The organism is Ignavibacteriales bacterium (assembly GCA_026390795.1).
Taxonomy (GTDB): Bacteria; Bacteroidota; Ignavibacteria; order Ignavibacteriales; family Melioribacteraceae; genus Fen-1258.
The window spans coordinates 441,182-467,402 of record JAPLFG010000003.1 but is presented as its reverse complement, the minus strand read 5'-3'; the positions used below and the strand labels follow the sequence as shown (position 1 = coordinate 467,402).

The window sequence follows — 26,221 nt, the reverse complement described above, 5'->3', positions numbered from 1 at the left end:
ATGACAATCGGAATAATTCCAAATATTTCTAAAACTGAAATCCTACCAATTGTAAAAACAATCATCGGGCAAATACGCCGGAACGGATTCAATTTTGTTCTGAGTGAATCTCTTCTTGATTCTAAGAATCAATTTGATGCCGACGCAAAATATTCATCTCATGATGAATTGGGCAAAACCTGTAATATGGTTGTTTCAATCGGCGGTGATGGCACAATGCTGAATACCGCATACGAAATGCGTCATTCAAGTACGCCGATAATTGGTGTTAACTTTGGCAAACTGGGATTCTTAGCCGAGTTTGATCTTGACGGATTTACCGATTTTCTCCAGGATATTAAAACACAAAATTATGTTGTTGAAGAACGGATGACACTTTTGGCTGAATGCGGCGCTAAAGAACTCTATGCAATTAATGATCTGGTGATTGATAAAGGTCCATGGCCGAAAATGATTGAATTGACGATTAAAGTTGATGACGATTATGTAGCAACATTTTCTGCCGACGGATTGATTGTAGCCACACCTACAGGATCTACGGGCTATTCCTTATCAACAGGTGGACCGATTGTGAATCCCAAAGCCGATGTTATTACATTAAGTCCAATTGCTCCTCATACATTAACGATGCGTCCGTTGGTCATATCAAGCCAGCAGAAAGTTACTGTTATAGTTAATTCACCTTCAGAAAAAATTCAGGTCAGTTGCGACGGGCAGCGCGTTGAATTTTTTAATTCACCGGCAATTGTTACAATACAAAAAGGTCAGCATCCGGTGCGGCTCGTTCATTCCAACAGAACTAATTACTTTGAAATCCTCCGCAATAAATTATTCTGGGGATTGGATGTTCGTAAATCGAACAATTCTAATTAAGAGGTTATAATGAAAAAGATTTTTTTTCTTTCTTTCTTTTCTTTTTCTCTTCTTTTCTTTTTTGCTTCAACATTGTCTGCTCAGAATAAAAACAAATTGATTGTTGATGAAAAATCCGGCAAGCCGATGCTTATCGGTCTTTGCGATAGAACTGCTTTTGCCGATTCAAATTTCGCGTGGTGGTTTAATTCTGAGATGGATATGTATTCCATTGATTCAGTTACATTGAAAGATGTTTCCGATAAGCTGAAAGATGTAAAGATTACAATTGTTATGGGAACGTGGTGCAGCGACAGCAAAAGGGAAGTCACGCGCTTTTTCAAAATTCTTGATCTGCTCGGCTATGATGAGAATAACTTGACATTGATTTGTGTTGACAGAAATAAAAAAACGACCGGTACTGAAATAGAAAAGCTTGATATCAAACTTGTACCGACATTTATCTTTTACAAGAACGATGTTGAGATTGGAAGAATAGTTGAATCACCAAAAGAAAGTTTGGAAAAGGATTTAGTCGGAATAATGAAATAAGACGAAAGACGTGAAACGGAAAACGTGAGACGCAAAACGGAAGGCACAAACAAAAAATCCGACTTTTGACCGACAGTCAAAAAGATACCTCATCATAGCTGTGCCAAATTTTTGATAAGCTGATATCTGTAAAGTTTTAAGTCTTCTCATATAGATTATAACAATAATTAAATTGGAGAGTGCCATGAAAAAAATGTTAATTCTTTTTCTACTAGGGCTCACGATGCAGCTATTCGCTCAATTACCACCGATAATTGATCGAGAACAATTCTTTGGCGATCCAGAAATTTCCAGCGCACAAATCTCGCCGGATGGAAAGTACATCACTTTCATTAAACCATTTAACAATGTTCGCAACATTTGGGTTAAAGAACGAAATCAAAAATTTGAAGAAGCACGACCGTTAACTAACGATATCAAAAGACCTGTAAGAAGCTATTTCTGGTCGCAGGACAGCCGGTATGTTTTGTATGTTCAAGACCAGGGCGGAAATGAAAATTTCCGTGTTTATGCTGTTGACCCATCGGTAATAGGCGATCCTGTACCGCCAGCAAGAGATCTAACTCCGCTTGATAAGGTGAGAGCTTTCATTTACGATGTTCCAAGAAAATTCCCCAACGAAATATTTATCGGTCTGAATGATAGAAATCCACAACTTCATGATGTATACAAGTTGAATTTGACAACCGGTGAAAGAACATTGCTTCGCAAAAATGATGAGAACATTGCCGCCTGGTATTTTGACCTTGACGGTAACTTAAGACTTGGACAACGTCAAACTGCAGATGGCGGAACGGAATTCTTAAAGGTTGATGGTGATAAACTGGTTTCAATCTATACTGTCAATAATGAAGAATCAGCCTCGCCAACACGCTTCACGCCAGACGGGAATAGTTTTTATCTGGTAACAAATAAAGGTGAGAATACAGACAAAATTGAGTTCGCATTGTATGATCTGAAAACCAATGAAATTAAAAAAATTGAAAGCGATCCGGAGAATGAAGTTGACTTCGCAGGTGCAATTTTCTCCGATATTACAGATCAATTATTGGCTACTTTTTACCTTGGAGATTATGTTAGGATTTATTTCAAGGACAAGGAATTCGAAAATTCATATAATCAGTTGAAGAAAGGATTACCGGAAGGAGAGATCGGTTTAATGGCAATGTCCAAAGACGAGAACTTATGGATTGTAAACGTATCCCGCGATGTAGATCCGGGTTCTGTCTATCTTTTTGATAAAACGACTGGTCAAACTGAATTGCTTTACAAATCCCGTCCGAGTCTTCCAATAGAAAATCTTGCGCCGATGAAAGCAATAAAATATAAAGCAAAAGATGGCTTGATGATACCGGCTTACCTTGTTCTTCCAAAAGGTGTTCAAGCAAATAATTTACCTACAATCCTATTCCCGCACGGTGGTCCGTGGGCACGTGATGTTTGGGGATATAATGCTTATGCGCAATTCCTGGCAAATAGAGGTTATGCAGTTCTTGTTCCTAATTTCAGAGGTTCAACAGGATACGGAAAAAAATTCCTTAACTCGGGCAATAAGCAATGGGGAAGAGGCACAATGCAACAGGATCTTACAGATGGTGTAAATTATTTAATTCAAGAAGGAATTGCGGATCCTAAGAAAATTGGTATTGCTGGAGGATCCTACGGAGGGTACGCCACGTTAGCCGGATTAACTTTTACACCGGATGTTTATGCTGCCGGTTTCGATATTGTTGGTCCTTCTAATATCTTAACATTATTGAATTCAATACCGCCATACTGGGCGCCAATTAGAAAAATGTTTGATGTACGCGTTGGCGATATGAACATACCGGAAGAAAAGAAAATGCTTGAAGAACAATCGCCCTTTAATTACGCTAAAGAAATAAAAGCTCCTCTTTACGTCGTTCAAGGTGCAAACGACCCGCGTGTAAATAAAGCCGAATCTGATCAGATCGTTGTTGCATTAAGAGACCTTGGTAGAAATGTAGAGTACATGGTTGCACCGGACGAGGGGCACGGTTTTGCCGGCAAAGAGAATCGATTGGCAATGGTGGTTGCCATGGAAAAATTCTTTAAAAAATATCTCGGCGGACGTGTTCAGGAAGATGTTAATCCAGAGATCCAAAAGAAGTTGGATGAAATAACAGTAGATGTGAAAACTGTTACTATGCCCAAACGTTAGATAATTAGTAAAGATCTCAATTTTTTTAAATCAGTTATAAATTGAAAAACATTGTTGTCTAAAAATTTACATGACTTTCGAGTTAAACAAAAATCCCGGCTATGCCGGGATTTTTTTGTTTCATAACCTCAGCTGCAGCAAAATAAAAAATTAGAGAGAAAAATAATGGGTATAGACGTTATAATGATACTATTTAGATTGCGCTTGATAATTCCGGTGTTATTAAACATCTTTGGGCAGCGGATATAGCGGTATTTTTACATTAGCAATTTGATGAGTTGAAGTATTGAAGTGCCGGTTAATGGATTGAATGTTAACCGGATTATTATGGAGGGATAGATGAATAGGTTTAAGGTTGGTTTGTTTTGTGTAATGATATTGTGTTTCTTTTCCTGCAAAGAAGATATTAATCAGACAGATTCAGAAATTTATCCGCTTAAGGTTTACCCGATTGTAATATCAAATCAGAATAATACCGGTATTGATGAGCTATATAATTCGTATGCACGGCCGGAAATCTGCAATCAATTCATAAAATATTATCCTGATTCTCTGGATAAGTCTTATCAAACTGTATTGCTAAAGTATGCCCGCAAGAATGTAGTATCACTTTCTCTCGATCTCGACATATTCAACAAATGTTTGGAAGCCGCCCGCATTAATAACAACAACGACACATGTTTTTATCCCCTTTACTTTGAAGACGGTATTTTCAACGGAAAAGAAGTCTGGAACTTCGGATGCGTTTATGAAATTGATTTCAAAATTGTCAAGTTCATGGATGTTTATTCTGTCTCGGTTGAGAAAAAAACGCTGAAAGTTGTAAATGTTCAAAACTATCTTCCGCTGAAACCCGAAGTGCGGATCTCCAACATCAATTATGATACGTTAAGTGTGGTAAGAGCGTTCAGCGCCACTAAAGCGGCAGACGACTTTAGAAAAATATATAAAAATATCTATTACTGGAAGCTGCGCGCAAAAATGGACGAATCTATTTTGAATTCGGTTGACAGTCTTAAAGAGAATAAAGCTGAGTTCCAGGAATGTTTTAATTCTGCCAACAAGATATTTACAATGTGGACACTACCATGTCTTGTGGAATCCGCACGGTTTATGAATAAGGATGTGTGGATAATTGAGGTGGTATACGGAGCAGGCGACTACGGCCATTATTTTTATACAGTAATTGATAAAGGCACTCATGAATTAATATTTGCTGACGGATGTTTGTGAGTGTTTTGCTGAAGCTCAAAAGTCAAGAAGATAGAGATGGAGTATAAACAGTAATCTGATTTGAAAACAAATGTGTGGTAGGATTGTAATACCGTTTGGAGCAAGATTAATGAAGAAATACATATACATAACTTTTTTGTTGGTAATGGCCGCTGAACTATATGGTCAGGACTATTATCCTGCGCATAGATCGAATCTATGGGTCTATAATTTATCGGGATCACCATCAAGCAGAAAGGTCTCTGTGATTTCAGATTCATTGCTTCCTAACGGCAAACATTATTCAGTAATGAATCCGGTGGATTTAATACATGGTCAATATGTAAGAACGGATTCCGAGTACGTATACTTCTTTTATCCCAATACGAATAAGGAAATACCTTTTTTTATGCTGAAAGGAAAAGTCGAGGATAGAAGAGAAGTATCGATGAGAGATTTTATGAATGTCACTATAACAAAAATCGACAGTACGATAATGTTTAATGAGAAAACTCATTTAATAAGTTATTTACTCGGAAGTATGACGATAACAGAGGTTACGTTATCAGACAAATTTGGCATAACTAGTGTTTCTTTTTACGATGATCCGCCGGCACCCTGGCCAAGTAATGTATACACTCTTGCGGGCTGTGTGATCGACGGAAAAACATTTGGCAATGTTACATCAGTCCTAGAGTCAGGCGAGATACCGGATAAAATTGAGCTATATCAGAATTATCCCAACCCGTTCAATCCTTCAACAACTATAATTTATTCGCTCCCCCATTCCGGGTTCGTTTCAATTAGAGTTTACGATCTCGTCGGGCGGGAAATTGCATTACTCGTTAACGAAAACAAATCAGCCGGAAATTATTCAGTGCATTTCGACGGAAGCAAGTTATCGAGCGGTGTTTATTATTATAGAATTCAAGCCGGAGAATTTTCAACTGTCAAAAAAATGTTATTGATGAAGTAATAGTATGAGATATAATTAAAATCGATTTATATGCATCAGAGAAGTTAAATAATAGGAACACGTCATGAAATATTATTTCACCTTGTTTATTACTCTCTTCGTGCTGGTGTTAAACACAAAAGCACAATGGCAGCAGATTCAAACGGTTCCACTATTTACCAATGGATATTGTATAGAAGCAATAGGTGATGATTTTGCTGTAATGAGTGCCTCTCAAAGTAAAATATCGATAACCCAGGATGCGGGTATAACCTGGACTCAAAAATCATTACCGAAAAATAACGCCATTGATATTTCATTGGTAAGTAAAACTATTTTTTATGTTGCTGCCGATGATGGGACATTTTATAAAACAACGGATGGTGGTGATAACTGGACTATAATTTACTCGAATCCTCAGAAAACGGGTTATGGAAATTATATTGAAATGTTCACTCCGACAGACGGCATTGCAATGGGCGATGGTGATATCAATACGAAGATCCCTCTTTTTATTAAAACAACGAATGGAATAAATTGGACTGAAACTTGTACTCAGTCCATTGGCGGCGCGGCTGCTGACGGGTGGAAAAGCCTGGACTTTGTTAATTCAAACATAGGTTACTACTCACCTAAAGCCGGGCCGATTCCTCGTAGACTCTGGAAAACAAATAACGGCGGTCTAAATTGGACAGAGACCAGCTTTGATGTTTATGCAGATGTGCTAAAATTTTATAACAAAGATTTCGGTATTCTCGCACACTTTCCAACAGTTTATAGGACGTTAGATGGCGCCAATACCTGGAAGGATTTTCCGTCTCCTGTCTCTGGTTTTACTCCCCCGGCCTTAGATATTGAATTTGTGCCCAACAATCCCAATAAGGTATGGATGAGCTATTATAACGGATTATTTTTCAGTAATGATTCTGGAAAAACTTGGTTGCAGCAAAGCATACCAAATACTACCAATACATTCTTTGATATTACATTCGCAAATGAAGAGATAGGCTGGTTGCTTTGTACTAACGGTAAATTATTTTATACGAACAACTGCGGAGGTTATTTTACAAGTGATGTACAAGAAAAAATCCTTCCCGAAGATTTTGAATTGTCACAGAATTATCCGAATCCGTTCAATCCCGTCACGACAATTTCTTATTCAATACCAAAACAGAGTAGTGTCAAGTTAAAGATATATGATCTATTGGGAAATGAAATTGCAGTTCTGATTAATGAAGAGAAATCTGCCGGTAATTACGATGTGAAGTTTAACGGCAGTTCATTACCAAGCGGTGTTTATTTTTACACTCTGCAAGCCGGAGATTTTTACCAGACAAGGAAATTAGTTTTACTTAAATAAATGAATATCACGTAATTACTCAGCGGTAGAGGAATGGTACCTGACTAAAGAAAAAAGGTTCAAATGAAATATTATCTATTAGCATTAATGATTATTGCATGCACATTTTCAACGGCGCAAAGCAGTTTCTCAGTTTATCTTAGAGGCAGTTTGAATTACACTCCCATGCGAGGTCTGGAACACGATTTAGTTGAATGGAAGATAACTGAGATTGACAGATTTAATTTCAGTCCTCATTTTGGAATAAAATATTCCATTAATGAAAAACATTGTTTATACCTGGACGCCGAATGGATAAGCGCAAAATTATCTTATGGACCGGAAGGCTTTCAGAATCATTACACATTTGCAGGTTATCCGGTAACATTTGGTTATGAGTATTTCATAGATACTAATTCCGGATTCAAGCCATATCTAGGAGCCGGTATTTCGTATCTGTTTTTTAATACGGAGAGAACGGAATGGTGGACCGGTTCAACAGAGAATTTAACGGATAAGGGCTTTGGTATGGAAGTTAAATTCGGTTCTGAATATAAATTAACCGGTAATTTCTTTATTACCGGTGAAATAATTTATCGCTATTTGAGCGATATGGAGCGGAACAATGATCGCAATCTGAATAAAGTGAATCTTTCCGGCTTAGCGTCTTCAATAGGAATATTGTTTAAAATGTAAATTAAGCGGTAGAGCCGATATGCGGCAAAACTAAAAAGGGTCTCTATGAAATATTATCTTATCATCATTACATTTGTTCTCACTTCCTTCTCGTCGGCTCAGAGCAATTTATCGGTTTACGTAAAAGGAGGATTGAATTATTCAGCAATGAGAAATACAGGATACGAATCACCAGGAAATTATAACTCTAATATCGATAGATTTTACTACAGTGTTAATCTTGGAATTAAATATGCTATAAATGAAAACAATCGATTATACTTAAACGGTGAGATAACACGCTCAAAATTATCTCATGATTACGGCGGATGGGGAAGCGACCATTATACATTTACATCTTATCCGGTAACTTTAGGTTATGAATACATTTTTCTTACCGGTTCTGAATTTAAGTTATATACAGGTGCAGGAATGTCATATATATTCCGTGAGAGTGAGGTACTGGTATTAGATGATATGCCCCTGTTTCGGCCATTTAGTGTCCGTGACAGCGGCTTTGGATTTGAAATGAAAATTGGCTCAGAATATAAATTAGATGGAAATCTATATTTACTCGGAGAGATAAATTACCGGTTACTAAATGATGTTGAGGCACTTAAGCTTATGTCTGGAGTAAAAGTAAATCTTTCCGGTGTAAGTTTGTCTGTGGGATTACTATTTAGAATATAACGTTTATAACCTGCCACATTCTTTTGCGGCTAAAATAAGTACGAAGATTATAAAAAAATCCCGGCTAGACCGGGATTTTAATTCTATAAATGCTGAAACAAGTTCAGCATGACAGAAGTGAAGCCGTCAATTATTACTTGTCGCAACTTCTGTTACTTCAACTTTCTCTTTATAATTCTTCGGTTTCTTAGATGAACCGTTAGAACCGTTGCCATTGGATCCGTTGCCGTTAGAGCCATTACCATTAGAACCGTTCGAACCATTTCCATTTGAACCGTTTTCCTTCTCCACTATTTCAATAGGAATACTAACTTCCGGTTTTGCCTCTCCGTTATGAGCTTCTCGGTAAACGAAAATCTCACCTTTGTAATTCTTCATAACAACTCTGTCTTCATCGCGGTGTAGAACGTATTGCGGAAGAATCGGTATCTTACCGCCGCCGCCGGGTGCGTCAATAACAAAATGAGGAATTGCAAGACCGCTTGTATATCCGCGCAGTTTCTGCATGATCTCAAGACCTTTATCAAGCGATGTGCGGAAGTGATTAGCGCCTCGTGTTTCATCTGCCATATACAAGTAATAAGGTCTCACTCTAATCTTAAGAAGTTTGGTAAATAATTCTCTCATCACTTCGGCATCGTCATTCACACCTTTCATCAGAACAGCTTGATTGCTTACCGGAATTCCCGCATTAGCGAGCATCTCACAAGCTTTTGTGCTCTCTGGTGTAATTTCCCACGGATGATTAAAATGTGTATTAACATAGACCGGGTGATACTTCTTTATCATATCAACAAGCTTTGGTGTTATTCGCTGCGGAAGAACGCACGGCATCTTCGAACCGATGCGGATGATCTCTAAATGAGGAATTTGACGCAGCCGTTTTAAAATCTTTTCCAGCATAACATCTGTAAGCATCAGCGGATCGCCGCCGGACATAATTACATCTCTAATCTCTGTATGCTTTTCCAAGTATTTGAAAGCGGATTCAAGTTCCTTCATCGAAATTTTATCTGAGTTACCGACTTTTCTTTTTCTTGTACAGAAGCGGCAGTACATTCCGCATTGACTCGTTGTAAGAAATAAAGCTCTGTCCGGATACCGGTGAGTAATATTGGGAACGGGACTCATTCGATCTTCCTGAAGAGGATCTTCAAAACCGTCCATATCATCCAGCTCTGCTTTATCCGGAACACATTGTTTCCAGATCGGATCGCCGGGTTCACGGATTAATGAAAGGTAGTAAGGATTTATTCTTGCCTGGAAAAATTCATCCAAGCCCTCTGCTACTGTCCGGTCAATTCCAAACTTCTCCACAAGTTGATCAACAGAGTGAACGCTATCTCTAACCATTTGCTGCCAGAGTTCCATGATAGTTGCCCTTTATAGTTTGCCGTTTATGTTTTAATGTACTTGCCAAAGACAATCAAGTTGTCGTTGACAGCGTAAAAATCTTTTATTTGGGAGACTATCGAGTATTTATTCCTCATATAAAAATTTCTTGTAGCGTTGTAGCTATCCTTAGAAGATGTTTCGGCAAGTATCCATCTTCCGTTGCTTTCTTTCACAAAATTTTCAGAATGATCCAGAAGTTGTTTGCCGATTCCTTTGTTTTGAGTAGAACCGTCAACAACAATCCAAAATAGATCAAACACGCCGTCGGTCAGCGCTCTTTTACCAACACAATGGTAACCATCAATTTTATTTTCATTTTCCGAAACGAATACATTGTAATATTCATGATTCGGATTAGCGATCGCTTCGTCAATTAATTCAATTGCAACTTTTTTTTCGTCTTCAGTAAAATTATGTGTAGTCTCAATGATAGAGACAAGTTTCGCTCTATCACTAGCTTGCAGCTTGCGTATCATATGTCATTCTCTTTAATGCGAAAGTTGAAATTTTAAAAAGCAATTCATCATAGCCAATACCCGCGGTTGCAGCAGAACGGACAAAACCGGTATCGGGAGAAATATCCGGATTAGGATTCACTTCAATAACATAAGGAACATTTCTCTGATTCAAGCGGATGTCAACGCGCGCATAGTCCCGGCATTCCAGAGCTTCGAATGCTTCCATTGCCATCTTCTCAATTTTTTGTTTCAGGTTGTCATCAAGAGGTGCGGGACATCTTGGAATTGTATTTTTGAAATAGACACTTTCCGGCGACCATTTTGCTTCATACGTAACAATTTTAGGAAACTCATCCGGTAGTCCGTCAAAACGAATTTCCGAAATTGGTAGAATCTGGTTCCCTAGTATTGCAACGTTTAATTCGCGTCCGTCAATGTATTCTTCAATTAAAACTTCTTGATTGAACGAACCGAATAGGTATTCTAATCTTTCTTTCAACGAATCGAATTTATTTACGACCGATAATTCCGAAATACCGATACTTGCGTCTTCTCGGGCTAGTTTTAGGATTACAGGAAATTTCAATAAGAAATTATTTTTTTCCGGATACTGGTTCACGTTCACAATCATATGTTTTGGAGTTCTTACACCATGCGACTGCAGTATTTGTTTCGTCCTGGATTTGATTAGGCAGTTGCCAAGACTAACAGGACCATTCCCGGTATAAGGAATTTCCATCAGATCAAAAAGACCGGCAACGTAACTTTCTAAGTTTGAATTCCCCTCAACCGATTCTACAAAATTAAAAATCAAATCCGGTGAGTAATGGAGAATTTTCTTCATTGCCAATTTTATATCGCTGTTCACCGCGAGGGTTTCAACACTCATATATTTTTTGGAAAGCGATTTCTTAATCATTGTGATCTGTTTTAAAAATTCACGTTCGGATAAATCAACGTTCTCTTTACTATCGGAAACATTTTTCCCAATGTAATTATCGTAAAAACGGGTCGGTTCATTATAACAGATCAACACTTTCTGTTCTAGGTTCATAATAAATTATATCTCTTAGCCGCAGTTAATAAAACTTTGTTAATCATCTCTTCATAAGAGAGCCCGTGTACGCGTGCCGCCTTTGGAAAACATGAATTGTCTTTCGGATCGGGAAGTATTCCCGGTAGAGGATTAACTTCAATTATGTTCGGTTCGCCATCGGCATCGAGTCGAACATCAACACGGCTCCAGTCTTTGCAGCGCAGCACTTTGTAAGTTCTAAGAGCTATGTCTTCTATCTTTTTATATAGTGTCTTGTCAATATCGGCAGGACAGCTAAAAATGTTCAAAGGATTTTCCCGTGTGTCTGCAATCCACTTGGCTTCATAAGAATAGATCGGTGCTAATTCCTTTGGAAGTTCATGCAAATTTATTTCAACAATAGGTAAAACTTCTGTTTCGGAATCATTTCCAATCAATGCTACTGTAAATTCTCTTCCGGGTAAGTATTCTTCAACAAGGAAGGGTTGATTATAAATTTCAAGATTCGTTGAAAGTCTCTCGGTGAGTTCACTAATATTTTTAACAAGAGAAGAATTAAAAATCCCTTTACTTGATCCTTCGGCTACAGGTTTGATCATAACCGGGAATTTCAAACTGAAATTTGCGAGATCTTCTAGAGTTTCGATCAATAAAAATTTTGCCGTATGAATATTATGATATGACAGAACTTCTTTTGCCCGCGCTTTATCAAGACAAGTTGTAAGTGTCAATGGATCGGAACCGGTATAAGGAATTTGCAGCATGTCGAGCATTGCAGGTATCTGTGCTTCCCGACTTATACCGTTTGCACATTCAGCTACATTGAAGACAATATCCGGTTTTACTTTTTTAAAATTTTCAAATGCATTTTCATTCGCTTCGATCATCGTTACGTCGTGAAAAAGTTCTAATGCGTCTCTTAGTGCGTTCACTGTCTCGATTGTATCCCACTCTGCGTAAGTATCATTGAATGTTTCTGCTGATTTTTCATGAAGAGAGAGAGGTATTGTGTCGGAAAAATTATTTTCTTCCGGTTTGACATTATATGTGAGAGCAACTTTTAACTTTTTATTTGGTAGATAAGAACTAATAATGCTTCCTTCCAAAATTTTCTAATAGAAATATAACCAATTAATTTTTTTTTGCAACAAATTGTAAAAAATATTTTTCGGAAAAAAAATTTTTGGCACGATGAGTGAGGAGAAAAAATTTCCGGAACTGCTCAAGCGATCTGAGCAAGATGAATGTGCTGGGAATAATTTTCTTGAAGAGTTCTTTTGATAAGTGAATTGTCCTGGTGAGTTAGCAGCGGATCACCATCGATGATTAAAAAAGCCGCAGCGCGTGCGTCAAATAAAATTTTGGAGTCTTCAATTATGTTGGCATATTTTAATTCCGGCAAACCGCTCTGCTGAGTTCCAAAAATATTTCCTGGTCCGCGGAGTTTCATATCAATTTCGGAAAGATCGAACCCGCTTGTGTATTTTACCATAGAGTTAAGGCGGATGACTGTTTTGTTCTTTTCAATTTGCTCGGGAGAAAGAAAATCGAAATTGAAATTGAATTGATTTGATTTGACTGCAAGTTCATCCTTAGTGACGAGAATACAGTATGCCTGCTTCTCGCTTCTTCCGACTCTTCCGCGCAATTGATGGAGTTGTGATAAACCAAATCGGAACGCATCGTTAATTACAATAATGTTTGCATCCGGTATATCAATTCCGACCTCAATTACCGTGGTCGAAACGAGCACGTCATATTTCCGATCGGCAAAGTCGAACATTATTTTTTCTTTCTCTTTCCAATTCATTCTGCCGTGTATCAAGCATAAGCGTAAATCCTTCAATTGATCTCGGCTTAATTCCTCAAAATATTTTTGCGCCGCTTTGAGTTCTATCTTCTCGGATTCTTCCACAAGCGGATAAACTAAAAATGTTTGGTAGCCATCCTTCGCTTTAGTTCTTATGAAGTTGTAAATATCCGGCAGCTTCCTCTCTCCACGCAAAATTGTTTTTATCGGTTTTCTATTTTGTGGCATCTGATCTATAACCGAAACATCGAGATCGCCGTAGAGTGTCATTGTCAATGTTCTAGGAATTGGAGTGGCAGTCATTATGAGAACATCCGCTTGCAAACCTTTCTGAACAAGAGTTGATCTCTGCATAACCCCAAAGCGGTGCTGTTCATCAATCACCACTAAACCAAGTTTGTTGAACTCAACATTCTCCTCGATCAGTGCATGAGTGCCGATGATAATATTTGTTTCTCCTTCACGGATTTTTTTTAATGTGTCGTCCCTCACAGATATTTTTTGTCCGCCAATCACTTCGTCTACTTTTAAACCGAGCGGCTGAACAAATTCGGAAATTCTTTTGAAGTGTTGATCAGCTAAAATTTCTGTCGGTGCCATCAGTACAGCTTGAAAATTATTTTCAACAATTATCAGCATACTGATCAAAGCAACTATTGTCTTCCCGCTTCCAACATCACCCTGAAGCAAACGGTTCATCGGTTCATCGCTCTCGAGGTCTTTTCTTATTTCGGTTAAAACTTTTAATTGAGATTCGGTCAACTCAAACGGTAGCGATTTCAAAAACTGCTTGAGCGGTGCCTTTTTTGTTTTAAAAGAAAAACCTTTTTTCTTCTCTTTGATAAAATGCTTTCTCATCGCCACAAGGCATTCAAAATAGAATAACTCCTCGTACTTAAGGCGATGTTTCGCTTCATCAAGCAAAGGATAATCTTTCGGCGAATGCATATTCTGTACCGTCGGAATAATTCCAAGAAGCTTATTTTCTTTAATAATAAAATCGGGAAGCGATTCGGCAAGTTGAGTTGAATATGTTTCAACAGCTTGATTGATGATTCGGCGTAAACTAAGATCGCCGAGATTAGTTTCGCGTAATTCTTTTTGAACGCGGTAAAACGGTATAATCTTACCAGTGTTTAAAAAGTCTTTTGATTCTTTTTCAGCAAAACGGTCAAAGTCCGGATGCACAAATTGAAGATGACCATACTTAGTTAAAACCGGTTTTGCCGAAATTGCGAAATGATCGCCTGTGTTGAAAACATCTTTAAAATATTTAGCTCCTTGGAACCAGACACAATCAAAAAATCCCGATGCGTCTTTCATTCTTACTTTAAAGACTTGCTTTCTATTATAGTAATGAACTTCAGTATCAAGCACCTCACCTATTATTGTAACTTCACCCTCATAACCATTCACAACATACTGAACAACTTTGATGCAATTTAAAATTGTCGAACGGTCTAAATAACGGGAAGGAAAGTAAAAGAGAAGATCTTTAATTGAGTGAATACCGATCTTAGAAAAGGATTCCGCCCGTTTTGGTCCTACGGATTTTAAATATTGGACGGACTGATTTAAGGGATCAACCATAGGATTAAATATTATTATATATTAAATATAATCAAATGGGATTTTAAAAAGCATTATTACCTCTGTGTAACTTATAAACCACATTTATATGCAGTCTACTATTTATTGTATTTCCATTGAGTCTTGAGGGAAGTATATTCTTCATAACTTAATCACACTATAAAAGATAGGGATTCATTAAATATAATATTGGAGTAAAGATGAGAATCAAGAAAATAGTTTTAGGATCCTTACTTGTATTTGCGTGTACTTATTGTACTGAACAAATTGTAAATCCAATCGAATCACCATTTCAGTATCCGGAAAAATTATCTTTGTATGAATCTTCATATGATTATAACACTGCGAGGCAACGAAGGATCGAATTAATTAATAGTATTCCTAATGACGCAATAGTCGTGATTACAACAAACGGCTTATACTTGCGTAACGGTGATGTAGATTACGAGTTTAGAGCCGCTTCAAATTTTTATTATCTGACCGGTTTTGAAGAACCTAACTCTATTGCTGTTCTTAGAAAAAATGCTTCAGCAGTTGAATTAATTATGTTCGTTGAAAAAGAAAGATTCGGCACTAATTTAAATTGGTTAGGTCAAGTAAGCGGAATTAATGGTGCTAAAGAAAAATACGGTGCGGATTCAGCATATGCCTATGAAGACTTTCAAAAACTGATCCGTTTTTATTTGAATACGGGAAAGTACAAATCGGTCTATGCTAATTTTGCTGTGAACGCAGAAGTCTCAGATTCTTTTTACAAATGCGGGGCTGTAATTCCACAAGTTTTTTTTATTGATGCGGTCGTTAATCAATTGAGAGTTATTAAAAGCGCAAATGAAATTAACGCGATTCGTAAATCGGTGAATGTATCGCATCAAGCATTTTTCGAAGCAGTCAAAATGATAAAACCGGGAAAGTACGAGTATGAAGTTGAAGCGGTAATGGATTTAATTTCTAAACTGAATGGATGTAAAAGATTAGCATTTCCGGCAATTATTGCTTCCGGTAAAAATGTAAACACAATACATTATGATTTGAACAATACTCAAATGCAATCGGGCGATTTGGTAATGATCGATTTCGGTGCTGAATACTCTTACTATGCATCGGATGTTACTAGAACTTTTCCTGTTAACGGGAAATTTTCATCTGAACAAAACACTGTTTACAATATTGTACTTGAAGCATATAAAGCTGTCATTCAAGCAGCAAAACCTGGGGTAAGTTATAATTATCTTTACTCTCTCAGCCGAGATATAATTTTAAGTAAAATGCTTGAGAAAGGAATAATTACGGGGAATAAACAAGATATTATTAATACCGGTAGATATAGAAATTATATTCCTGCCGGTTTGGGTCATTGCGTCGGTTTAGATGTTCACGATCCTAGCCCAGCTGATTATATTTTAAAAGAAAACATGATTTATGCTTTCGAACCTCATATCTATTTATATGAAGGTGATAATACAGTTAAACAAAATTATTGGAAAGCGAGCGCCAGAATTGAAGATACGGTCTTAATAACGGCAAACGGATGTGAGGTTTTAGGTAATAAATTTCCCGTTGAAATTGGTGATATCGAAAAACTTATGAAATAGAATTTAGGGTTACATTTTAAATTTTGATAGGCTATTTATTCGTCTTCGGCTTTCATATCGCGGGTCATTAATTCGTAAGTGGCTTTGGTCGGATCTTTCTCTTCGAACAATATTTTATAAACTGCTTTAGCAATAGGAGTTTCAATTTTGTGTTTGAGAGAAAGCTGATGAACCGAACGGCAAGTTTCAACACCTTCGGCAATCATCTGCATTTTTTTTAGAATATCTTTTAGTTTTTTTCCTCTGCCAAGTTGTTCGCCGACATATCGATTACGGCTATGCTTGCTCATACACGTAACAATTAAATCTCCCATGCCGGATAAACCGGAAAAAGTTTCAGGCTTAGCGCCAAGCGCTATCCCCAGACGAGAAATTTCTGCAATGCCGCGCGTCATTATTGCTGCTTTTGTATTATCTCCGAACTTTGCACCGTCAATTATGCCCGCACCGATTGCAATAACATTTTTTAATGCGCCGCCATATTCAACTCCAAGAATATCTGTTGTAGAATAAACACGGAAATATGAAGTGATAAATGCAGATTGAATTTGTTTCGCTGTAAACGGATCGCGCGAGGCGGCAACTACTGCAGTCGGAATATTTTTAGCAACTTCTTCGGCATGACTTGGTCCCGATAGTACCCCAATGTTTGTGATTGGTATATCTTTTAATTCATCCTTAATTATTTGGGAGACAGTCAATAATGTATCTTTCTCAATTCCTTTTGCAACACTTACAAATATTGTATCGTGGAAATCATAACGCTTCATTTCTTTTAATACACTACGGATGAATTGTGTAGGTACAGCAAGAACAATCATATGCTTGTCCTGGCAGCTCTCGGAAAGCGAATGTGTGATATAAATTTCTTTTGGGATTTTAATTCCGGGAAGGAGGATTTTATTTTCGCGGGAACGATTAAGAACTTTGGCGTAATTACGTTTGTATTCCCAAAGCGTTACTTCATGCCCGTTAAAATGTAGAAGGATGGCTAAGGTTGTTCCCCAGCCGCCTGCGCCGAGAACGGAAATCTTCATTTAAACCGATTTCTTTTTTACAAATGATAATTTGCTTTCACTGCCTTTGATTAAACGGTCTATATTTTTACGGTGTGTGTAAATCACTAATAATGCAAGGACGATTGTGAACGGAAGTATAGTATGGTAGCCCTGAATGTCGATACCAAATAAATTTTCTCTGATTACAAGAATTAAAGGAACAGCAACTGCTGCTGCGATTGAGCCGAGTGAAATATAACGGGAGAGAGTAACAACAAGGAAGAAAATACCTAGAGCAAGTGCCATATCAACTGTAACAATTATTATCAAAACACCAAGTCCGGTTGCAATTCCTTTGCCTCCGCGGAATCCGGCGAAGATAGTCCATATGTGACCAATTACTGCGGTAACACCGCAAATTATTTGAACGAGAGTGAAGTCATCAAATGGTGTGATATTTTTAAATGGGAAACTGTCTAGATATAAACGGGCAACAATAATAACGGCAAGAGCTCCTTTCAAAGCATCAAGCAAAATTACAAGAATACCGTATTTCCAGCCAAGAACTCTAAAAACATTTGAGCCGCCGGCATTGCCGCTGCCGTGTTCTCTTATATCTATTCCACGTACGAGTTTGCTAACAATGATACTTGTGGGAATTGAACCCGCCAAATAAGAAAGAATAACAACAAATATGAGGTTTAACATCTAAAATCCATCCAAAATGTGGTCAAACTTAGAGAAAAAGTATTTTATATACAAGGAAGAATCTTCTTCAGCTATGTTCGGAAATTAACTGGAAAAGTTTAATATCATCATGATTTGTAATCTTGAAATTGAAAGATGAACCTTCTACTAGTTTTATTTTATATCCCAACCTATGAACCAACATCGATTCATCTGTGCCAAGAAATTTATCATCACTTGCTTTCATGAACGCTTCAGATAAGATTTTGCATGAGAAAATTTGCGGAGTTTGTGCGTAATAAAATTCTTTTCTATCAACAAATGAAAGGACGAAATGGTTCCCTTTAATCAAAGTGTCTTTAGCTTTGGTTGCTACAACCGCGCTACCGAACTTTTTAGCCGTTTCAATCGCATTAATCAAAACATTTTTGGGAAGAAGCGGGCGAACAGCATCGTGAACAATAATTAAATCTTCATCGGAAGCATTAAGTGATTTAAGGGCGTTGAAAACTGAATTTTGTCTTTCTTCGCCCCCTTCAACAATTTTTGAAAGTTTGGTAAATGAATATTGTTCTTTTATATCATTGAGTAATTTGAAATAATCTTTTTGCGCTGAAATAACAATCTCATCAATCATTTCACAATTCTGAAAAACATCGAGCGTGTATGCAATTAATTCTTTACCGTTAAACCGGGTATATTGTTTTGGTAAAACTGTTTCTGCCCGTTTCCCGGTACCGCCCGATGGTATGATAGTAAAAATCTTCACGTCATTATCCAAAAATCACATAACAAAATCTTAAATGATCAACATTGCATCGCCATAACTCAAGAAGCGATAATCATCTTTTAATGCTTTCTTATATGCTTTCATAATAAAATCGAAACCTGCAAAAGCTCCTGCCAACATCATTAATGTTGATTCCGGCTGGTGAAAATTGGTTATCAATTTTTTAGTTACACGGAATTCGTAAGGCGGAAAGATGAATTTATCTGTCCATCCGGAATTTGGCTTTGCAAATCCGTCTGCAGTTACACTGCTTTCAAGAGCACGGCAAGTGCTGGTGCCAACAACAAAAATATTTTTTTTCTCTTCAAGAGCTTTATTAATTACTTTGGCAGTCTCTTCATGAATTTCAAAATATTCTGAATCCATTCTGTGCTTTGTTAAATCCTCAACTTCAACAGGACGAAAAGTACCAAGACCGATATGAAGAATGACTGGAACAAATTTTACACCGAGTTTTTCTGCTTTCTTCACCAATGATGGCGTAAAATGTAAACCCGCAGTAGGAGCCGCAACGGAACCGTCAACTTCTGCAAAGATTGTCTGGTAATTTTCTTTATCGGATGGAACAGCGTCTCTTTTGATATAAGGGGGAAGAGGAGTGTGCCCGATTTTTTCGATCGCCTTGAAAATATCTCCGGCATCTTCGTTGAAACGAACTGTTCTGCCTCGTGATGTTGTGTTATCAATTACTTCACACCAAAGTTTATCATTAAAATAAATTCTGTTGCCTATTCTAACTTTTCTTGCAGGATCAACAATTACATCCCAGATATTTTCTTCCTTGTTAAGTTCACGAAGGACAAAGACTTCGATTTTTGCGTTGGTTCTTTCTTTCTTGCCGAACAAGCGTGCCTGCATAACCTTAGTTTGATTAACAACAACTACATCGCCTTTCTGCATGTAGTCTACAACATCAGAAAATTTATGCTGCTCAATCTCGCCGGTTGCGCGGTTCAACACCATCAGTTTTGCTTTATCACGCGGTGAGACCGGATTTTTAGCAATAGATGTTTTAGGTAAATTATATTGGAACTCTGATAACTTCATTTATTCTCCTCTTTTTTAATTCCGAACGGAGCGAAGAATCTCTTTCAATGAAGAGATTCTTCAAACTCCGCTCAATAGAATTATATTACTTCTTCTTTGAAACTTTCTTATTTGTTTTCTTTACCACTTTTTTAACAGCTTTTTTTGCTGCCGGTTTAACTGATTGCATTTCCTTAACTACAGCATGAGCAGCAGCAAGGCGCGCAATCGGAACTCTGAACGGTGAACAGCTTACATAATTCAATCCTATCTTATGACAGAATTCAACAGATTTTGGTTCGCCGCCATGTTCTCCGCATATACCTATTTTAAGATCAGGTCTTGTAGAACGTCCGCCTTCAACTGCCATCTTCATTAACTTGCCGATCGCTTCTTGGTCAATTGTCTGGAACGGATCAACTGGAAGAATTTTCTTATCAAGATATTCCGGTAAGAACCCGCCGATATCGTCGCGAGAAAATCCAAAACCCATTTGTGTTAAATCGTTTGTTCCGAATGAGAAAAATTGTGCAACTTCTGCAATTTTGTCTGCAGTCAAACATGCACGCGGAATTTCAATCATTGTTCCGGTTAAATGAACAATCTTCTTCAAACCGAATTTTGCACAAACTTCATCATGAACTCTATTTATGATTACATATTGATGTTTGATTTCATTAACATGACATGTAACAGGAATCATAATTTCCGGGTAAGGTTTTTTCCCTTCTGCTAATAATTCTGCTGTTGCTTCGAATATTGCACGAACCTGCATTTCAGTAATTTCCGGAAATGTAATTCCAAGACGAACACCGCGATGTCCCATCATTGGATTATTTTCATGCAATGCATCTGCGCGTTTATTTAACTCATCGAGGGAAATCCCCAAACTTGAAGCGAGTTTTTCTCTTTCATCTTGTCTTGTTGGCACAAATTCGTGAAGCGGTGGATCAAGTGTTCTGAATGTTACCGGATAACCGTCCATTGCTTCAAGAGTACCTTTCACATCATGCTTAACAAATGGGAAGAGTTCATTTAATGCGCTTCTTCTTTCGGCTTCCGTATTAGAGTGAATCATCTTACGCAATTTGAATAATGGTTCTTCAGAGTTTATTCCGTAGAACATATGTTCGGTTCTGAACAAACCAATTCCTTCGGCACCAAATGCACGCGCACGTGCGGCATCTTCAGGTGTATCTGCATTTGTTCTCACTTTTAATTTTCTTACCGCGTCGCAAATCTTCATAAATGCCTGGAAGTCTGGATTTTCTTCAGCAGCTTTGATCATAGGCATTTCACCAAGATATACAGTTCCCTTAGAACCATTTAGAGTGAGATATTCACCTTCTCGAACTGTTACATCACCAACGGTAAAATATTTTTCTTGATAATTTATTTTTACAGAACCTGCACCAACGATACAGCATTTACCCCATCCGCGTGCTACAAGAGCTGCGTGTGAAGTCATTCCGCCGCGACCGGTTAAGATTGCTTGTGCCGCGCGCATTCCTTCGATGTCTTCAGGATTTGTTTCTTCTCTAACCAAAATGACTTTCTTACCTTCCTTAGCCCATGCAACGGCATCAACAGAAGAAAATACAACTTGACCAGATGCGGCACCAGGGCCTGCCGGTAATCCTTTTACAATAACTGCTGAAGTAAGTTCTGCTTTTGGATCTATGATAGGATGAAGAAGTTCATCAAGCTGAGAAGGTTGAACACGCATTACAGCTTCTTCTTTAGTAATTAATTTTTCTTTATACATATCAACAGCCATCTTAACAGCAGCAGGTCCGTTTCTTTTTCCAACACGGCACTGAAGCATATAGAGCCGACCTTCTTGAATTGTGAATTCAATATCAAGCATATCGTGATAATGTTTTTCGAGAGAGCGCTGAATTGCATGTAATTGTTTATAAGCCGGAACCATTCCAGTTTCTAGTGATGGAAGATGAGCAGTATGCTCGCTCTTTCCAATTTCATTAATTGGATTTGGAGTTCTTATGCCAGCAACTACATCTTCACCTTGTGCATTTGGAAGCCATTCGCCGTAAAAATAATTTTCTCCGGTTGCAGGATTGCGTGTAAATGCAACCCCGGTTGCAGATGTATCACCCATATTTCCAAATACCATCGATTGAACATTTACAGCAGTGCCCCATTCATCTGCAATGCCTTCAATTCTTCTGTAAGAGATTGCACGTTTACCCATCCAGCTTTGAAATACAGCAGAAACAGCACCCCAAAGTTGATCCATCGGATTTTCTGGGAAAGGTTTACCAAGAACTTCCTGAACTTTTGCTTTATAGATTTCAATAAGTTCCTTCAAATCATCTGCACTCAAATCAGTATCGCTCTGAGCACCGCGTGCTTCTTTCATATTATGAAGTTCTTTCTCTAATTGCTGGCGAACACCTTTACCTTCTTCCGGTTCAATACCAGCAGCTTTTTCCATTACAACATCAGAATACATTTGAATCAAGCGGCGGTGTGAATCGTAAACAAAGCGCGGGTTTCCGGTCTTTGCAATTAATGCTTCGCGTGTTTGATTGTTCAAACCAACATTCAGAATTGTCTCCATCATGCCTGGCATTGAAGCGCGCGCGCCGGAACGAACTGAGACAAGAAGCGGATTTACTTTATCTCCAAACTTTGCACCCATCTCTTTTTCTGTTTTTGCAAGAGCATCTTTAACTTGTTTCTCAAGTTCTTTTGGGTACTTTCTGTTGTTTTTGTAATAAGCCGTACATACTTCGGTTGTAATTGTAAAACCGGCAGGAACCGGTAATCCAATATTGACCATCTCGGCAAGGTTTGCACCTTTACCGCCGAGCAGTTCTTTCATAGTTGCTTTACCTTCCGCACGTTTGCCGCCGAAATAGTACACATACTTTTGTGTTGCCTTAGCCATTTAACATATCCTCCGATAAATGTTTCTCATTATTTTTTTGTGAGTTAAGTGATTTCGTAATTAATTCGTCAAATTTACTTTGTTCATCAAGTTTGAATTCAATCTTCAAGTAGAAAATATCAATGTCGTCAAGCTCTTTAGAATACTTGATGAATTTTACCGCATCCTTTTGTGTAGTAAGTACCGAATAAGAATTTGAATCGTAAAATTTCTTTCTGATGTCATTTACTTCTTTGAGAGAATAATTTTTATGATCATCAAATATCATTTTATTCGTAATATCAATTTTATTTTTCTCCAGTGCATTCAAAAAAGAATATGGGCGGGCAATTCCGCATACCACTAAACTTTTTTGACCTTGAAACTCGTTCATGTTAAAAAAATGATGACTTTTCACGTCGTAAAAACCAATCGATTCATAATAACCGGTAAATACTTCTTTTCCTTTAAAATATCTTTCCAATTTTTCCGGAATTTTTTTTATCTCTGAAAATTTTCTATTGATTATAATAATATCAGAACGATTCAACGATTCAAACGGTTCCCGCATTGAACCAAGAGGAAGCAGATGTTGTTCAATCTGTCCTTCTTTATCCAAAAATCTCTGATCAATTATTACAACATCAATGTTTCTGTAAATCCATCTATGCTGAAATGCATCGTCGAGGATGATAGTATCAACATTAGAATCTTTTATGAACTGTTTAGCACCGTCTACGCGGTGCTCGGCAACCGCTGCGGGCACTTTTAATTCTTCCGACATGAAATACATTTCATCGCCGCATTCATCAACAGATGTATAGATTTTTTCGCCGTCACTCACATAAACGTAACCGATAGAGTTTCTACCATACCCGCGGCTTAAAAGTCCAACTTTTCTATTTTTACCTTTAAGCGTTTTCGCAATCATCATTGTTGCGGGAGTTTTTCCCGAGCCACCGACGGTTAAATTTCCAACTGAAATTATTTTTGCATCAACCTTTGATGCGGAAAAAATATTTTTATCAAAGAACAAGTTTCGAATTTTTGTTATTAACGAATAGACGACAACCAATGGTGATAATATTATTCTTAAAAAATCTAGCACAGACTTAGAGCATCCTTATGTAATTTATTTAATAACTCTTCGCACTCAATTATTTTTTGATTTGTTTCTTCGTGACTCAAATTCTGATCTATATAAATCGGTTCGGAATAAACAACAACAACTTTGCTGAACGGTTTTGGCACTTCAAAACGGTCCCAGCTTTTTAATACAAACTTTTTCTTTATTCCTATTCCAACCAAAAACAACGGCACGTTCGATTTCTTTGCAGTGATTACAGCGCCGGCTTTCATATTATAAATTGGTCCGCGTGGTCCGTCTGGTGTAATTGCCAACGAGTATCCTTCTCTAATAAGCAAAATCATAACGGTCAACGCATCACTTCCGCCGGTTGAACTTGAACCGCGTACAACGTGATAATTCCACTTTTCGAGTATGCTTGCAAGAACATCACCGTCTTTACTCTGACTAACAAGTGCAGAAGCATTATCGTTCCGGTGAATAAACCACCCGATCATCATTGAACCGTGCCAGAATGCAGTTACAAAATTTTTCTTTTCTTGCTGCAATCTTGATAACGATTCTCCATTAACGGTTGTTATTCTGAGAGATCTTAGCAAAAGCCGGATGGCGGCGCTTGCAAACCGGATTCCAATATATCGAAGAACATTTCGTTGAAAATTACTTAGCTTCATTAAGGCGCATATTAATTAATTCGGCAGTTTTACGGGAAGCTCCCGTTCCGCCAAGTTTTGCTTTTATTAAACCGAGTTTCTGTTTTATTGCGTTGTACTTTTCGTTGCTATTCAGAATTGCTGCACTTTTTACATAAATATTTTCTGCGTTTACATCATATTGAATCAATTCATCAATTACATTTTCTTCAAGAATAATATTTGCCATAGCAATATTTTTTATTTGAACAAGAATTCGTCCTAGTCCGTAGGTAAAATAATTTGTAGAGTAAACAACTATAAAAGGAAGTTCAAACAGACCGGCTTCAAGCGTTGATGTGCCAGATTTAATAATTCCAAAATGTGAATGCTTAAGAAGATCGTATGTAAATCCTTTCACTAATTTGAAATCCTTAACCTGTGTTAGTCCGGTAAAGAAATTCTCGTCAATATTTTCCGAGCATGCAACAACCGTTTGTAAATTAAATTCTTTAGATAGTTTTTCCGCGGCCGCAATACACTCCGGAAATATTTTTCCAATTTCATGCTTACGGCTTCCGGGCAAAAGGAGTAATATTTCTTTATCTTTATTTAAACCAAGCTTGGTATAAAGTTCCGTTTTTGTGAGATAAGGATAATTCTCAACATGTTCTATAAGCGGATGCCCGACATATGCTACGTCTACATTATAGCTCCGGTACATTTTTTCTTCAAATGGAAATACTACAATCATTTTGTTCACTACTTCTCTAATCTTATCAATTCTGCCTTTTCCCCATGCCCAGACTTGTGGAGATATATAATAGATAACTTGTTTTCCGAGTTCATGTAATTTCTTTGCGAGGTTTAAATTGAAACCCGGATAATCAATCAACACAACTGTATCAATCTTTTCATCGGAAATTTTTTGAAGAAGTTCCTTTCTGACTTTGCTGATGAATGGAAGATGTTTCAGTACTTCAATGAATCCAAGAAAAGCCATCTGTTTTATATGAAATTGAGCTTTCATTCCGGCAGCAATCATTTTATCACCGCCGATACCAAAAATTTCTATAGAACTATCGAGCCGCTTTAATTCGGTTATTAAACTTGCGCCGTGAAGATCACCAGATGCCTCGCCTGCAACTATCATTAATTTTTTACTCAATTCAGACTCAAGACGTAACGAATTATTATTATCAAAACAATTAAAGAGAATGCCTGCAATGTTCTTCTTTCAGAGCGAAGACCTTTCTGTAATTGATATTCCGGTTGTTCCAAACCCGGATTTTTATACTTTTTGAACGACGGAATTAATTTTGGAATTACCGCACAATAATCTTTATAGCTCTTACCGTACTTTGTTTGTAAAAAACTTTCTTCTTCTTTAATAATTACAGTGTACTGCCAAAAGAAAAACAAGAGAGCAAAAATTTGCAAATATGGAAAGAGTGCCATAGACATTATTCCAATTCCAAGGTACATCAGCATATTGCCGAGGTAAAGCGGATTGCGCAGATATGCAAAGGCGCCGGAAACAACAAGAAAAGTTCCGCCGACTCCATTAGTTGTACGTGTCTCACTGCCGGCGTAACTAACGCCCCACAAACGGAAAAACTCGCCGAGTAGCGCTATAGAAAAACCAATGACGATACTTGTAATATCGGCTTTTTGAAAAACCACCATCAGAATCAAAAATGGAATTGGCGTGTAGCTTCGGTATTTAAATATTTTCAGTGCAATTTTTTTCATAGTATTTAGTAATTAGTA

General features: G+C 37.5%; 23 protein-coding genes. 9 read left to right on the top strand and 14 right to left on the bottom strand.

Translation table 11 applies throughout. The features are described from left to right. The 8 genes from NTX65_05680 (at nt 1) to NTX65_05645 (ending at nt 8,457) form a co-directional block, all read left to right on the top strand. Nucleotides 1-873, top strand: coding sequence for an NAD(+)/NADH kinase (locus NTX65_05680; protein ID MCX6168806.1), 873 nt, complete (start codon nt 1-3; stop codon nt 871-873). A 9-nt stretch (nt 874-882) separates the two neighbouring features. After that, nucleotides 883-1,404, top strand: coding sequence for a thioredoxin family protein (locus NTX65_05675; GenBank protein MCX6168805.1), 522 nt, complete (start codon nt 883-885; stop codon nt 1,402-1,404). Nucleotides 1,405-1,588: 184 nt separating this feature from the next. Continuing rightward, the gene (locus NTX65_05670) at nt 1,589-3,586 is read left to right on the top strand and encodes a S9 family peptidase (GenBank protein MCX6168804.1); all 1,998 of its coding nucleotides are present in this window, start codon (nt 1,589-1,591) and stop codon (nt 3,584-3,586) included. 339 nt (nt 3,587-3,925) lie between these two features. Further along, nucleotides 3,926-4,819, top strand: coding sequence for a hypothetical protein (locus tag NTX65_05665; GenBank protein ID MCX6168803.1), 894 nt, complete (start codon nt 3,926-3,928; stop codon nt 4,817-4,819). Nucleotides 4,820-4,928: 109 nt separating this feature from the next. Further along, the gene (locus NTX65_05660) at nt 4,929-5,774 is read left to right on the top strand and encodes a T9SS type A sorting domain-containing protein (GenBank protein MCX6168802.1); all 846 of its coding nucleotides are present in this window, start codon (nt 4,929-4,931) and stop codon (nt 5,772-5,774) included. Nucleotides 5,775-5,838: 64 nt separating this feature from the next. Further along, complete coding sequence (locus NTX65_05655) at nt 5,839-7,113, top strand: T9SS type A sorting domain-containing protein (protein ID MCX6168801.1); 1,275 nt, start codon at nt 5,839-5,841, stop codon at nt 7,111-7,113. A 63-nt stretch (nt 7,114-7,176) separates the two neighbouring features. Then, a complete protein-coding gene (locus NTX65_05650; GenBank protein MCX6168800.1) occupies nt 7,177-7,788 on the top strand; it encodes an outer membrane beta-barrel protein in 612 nt (203 codons plus the stop codon). Nucleotides 7,789-7,833: 45 nt separating this feature from the next. Next, the gene (locus NTX65_05645) at nt 7,834-8,457 is read left to right on the top strand and encodes an outer membrane beta-barrel protein (protein MCX6168799.1); all 624 of its coding nucleotides are present in this window, start codon (nt 7,834-7,836) and stop codon (nt 8,455-8,457) included. A 126-nt stretch (nt 8,458-8,583) separates the two neighbouring features. Here the strand turns inward: NTX65_05645 and NTX65_05640 are convergent, their stop codons facing one another. The 5 genes from NTX65_05640 to recG all read right to left on the bottom strand — a co-directional run bounded on the left by NTX65_05640 (nt 8,584) and on the right by recG (nt 14,746). Continuing rightward, the gene (locus NTX65_05640) at nt 8,584-9,828 is read right to left on the bottom strand and encodes a KamA family radical SAM protein (protein MCX6168798.1); all 1,245 of its coding nucleotides are present in this window, start codon (nt 9,826-9,828) and stop codon (nt 8,584-8,586) included. Nucleotides 9,829-9,854: 26 nt separating this feature from the next. Next, nucleotides 9,855-10,328: a GNAT family N-acetyltransferase gene (locus NTX65_05635; protein ID MCX6168797.1), complete on the bottom strand. Its 474-nt coding sequence runs from the start codon at nt 10,326-10,328 to the stop codon at nt 9,855-9,857. Beyond that, nucleotides 10,306-11,364 (bottom strand): ATP-grasp domain-containing protein, encoded by a 1,059-nt coding sequence (locus NTX65_05630; protein MCX6168796.1) that lies wholly within the window; start codon nt 11,362-11,364, stop codon nt 10,306-10,308. The genes NTX65_05635 and NTX65_05630 overlap by 23 nt, the downstream gene beginning before the upstream one ends. After that, the gene (locus NTX65_05625; GenBank protein ID MCX6168795.1) at nt 11,361-12,452 is read right to left on the bottom strand and encodes an ATP-grasp domain-containing protein; all 1,092 of its coding nucleotides are present in this window, start codon (nt 12,450-12,452) and stop codon (nt 11,361-11,363) included. Before NTX65_05625 ends, NTX65_05630 begins: the two co-directional genes overlap by 4 nt. Before the next feature lie 116 nt (nt 12,453-12,568). Next, complete coding sequence (gene recG, locus NTX65_05620) at nt 12,569-14,746, bottom strand: ATP-dependent DNA helicase RecG (protein ID MCX6168794.1); 2,178 nt, start codon at nt 14,744-14,746, stop codon at nt 12,569-12,571. A 200-nt stretch (nt 14,747-14,946) separates the two neighbouring features. Between recG and NTX65_05615 the strand changes: the two genes are divergently transcribed. Then, nucleotides 14,947-16,341 carry a Xaa-Pro aminopeptidase gene (locus NTX65_05615; GenBank protein ID MCX6168793.1) on the top strand — a complete coding sequence of 465 codons (1,395 nt, stop codon included), beginning with the start codon at nt 14,947-14,949 and terminating at the stop codon, nt 16,339-16,341. Between the two features lie 35 nt (nt 16,342-16,376). On the opposite strand, the gene NTX65_05610 is transcribed toward NTX65_05615, so the two are convergent. The 9 genes from NTX65_05610 to NTX65_05570 form a co-directional block, all read right to left on the bottom strand. After that, on the bottom strand, nt 16,377-17,378 hold the full coding sequence (locus NTX65_05610; protein MCX6168792.1) for an NAD(P)H-dependent glycerol-3-phosphate dehydrogenase: 1,002 nt from the start codon (nt 17,376-17,378) through the stop codon (nt 16,377-16,379). Then, a complete protein-coding gene (plsY, locus tag NTX65_05605; GenBank protein ID MCX6168791.1) occupies nt 17,379-18,047 on the bottom strand; it encodes a glycerol-3-phosphate 1-O-acyltransferase PlsY in 669 nt (222 codons plus the stop codon). 67 nt (nt 18,048-18,114) lie between these two features. Then, a complete protein-coding gene (gene ispD / locus NTX65_05600; protein MCX6168790.1) occupies nt 18,115-18,795 on the bottom strand; it encodes a 2-C-methyl-D-erythritol 4-phosphate cytidylyltransferase in 681 nt (226 codons plus the stop codon). A gap of 30 nt (nt 18,796-18,825) precedes the next feature. Then, entirely contained in the window at nt 18,826-19,863 is a 1,038-nt protein-coding gene (gene queA, locus NTX65_05595; GenBank protein ID MCX6168789.1) for a tRNA preQ1(34) S-adenosylmethionine ribosyltransferase-isomerase QueA, read from the bottom strand. Nucleotides 19,864-19,948: 85 nt separating this feature from the next. Then, a complete protein-coding gene (gene ppdK, locus NTX65_05590; GenBank protein MCX6168788.1) occupies nt 19,949-22,753 on the bottom strand; it encodes a pyruvate, phosphate dikinase in 2,805 nt (934 codons plus the stop codon). After that, entirely contained in the window at nt 22,746-23,840 is a 1,095-nt protein-coding gene (lpxK, locus tag NTX65_05585; protein ID MCX6168787.1) for a tetraacyldisaccharide 4'-kinase, read from the bottom strand. Before lpxK ends, ppdK begins: the two co-directional genes overlap by 8 nt. Beyond that, nucleotides 23,834-24,493 carry a lysophospholipid acyltransferase family protein gene (locus NTX65_05580; protein MCX6168786.1) on the bottom strand — a complete coding sequence of 220 codons (660 nt, stop codon included), beginning with the start codon at nt 24,491-24,493 and terminating at the stop codon, nt 23,834-23,836. The genes lpxK and NTX65_05580 overlap by 7 nt, the downstream gene beginning before the upstream one ends. Beyond that, nucleotides 24,480-25,619: a lipid-A-disaccharide synthase gene (gene lpxB, locus NTX65_05575; GenBank protein MCX6168785.1), complete on the bottom strand. Its 1,140-nt coding sequence runs from the start codon at nt 25,617-25,619 to the stop codon at nt 24,480-24,482. Before lpxB ends, NTX65_05580 begins: the two co-directional genes overlap by 14 nt. Then, a complete protein-coding gene (locus tag NTX65_05570; GenBank protein ID MCX6168784.1) occupies nt 25,616-26,203 on the bottom strand; it encodes an isoprenylcysteine carboxylmethyltransferase family protein in 588 nt (195 codons plus the stop codon). The genes lpxB and NTX65_05570 overlap by 4 nt, the downstream gene beginning before the upstream one ends. Nucleotides 26,204-26,221: the final 18 nt, after the last annotated feature.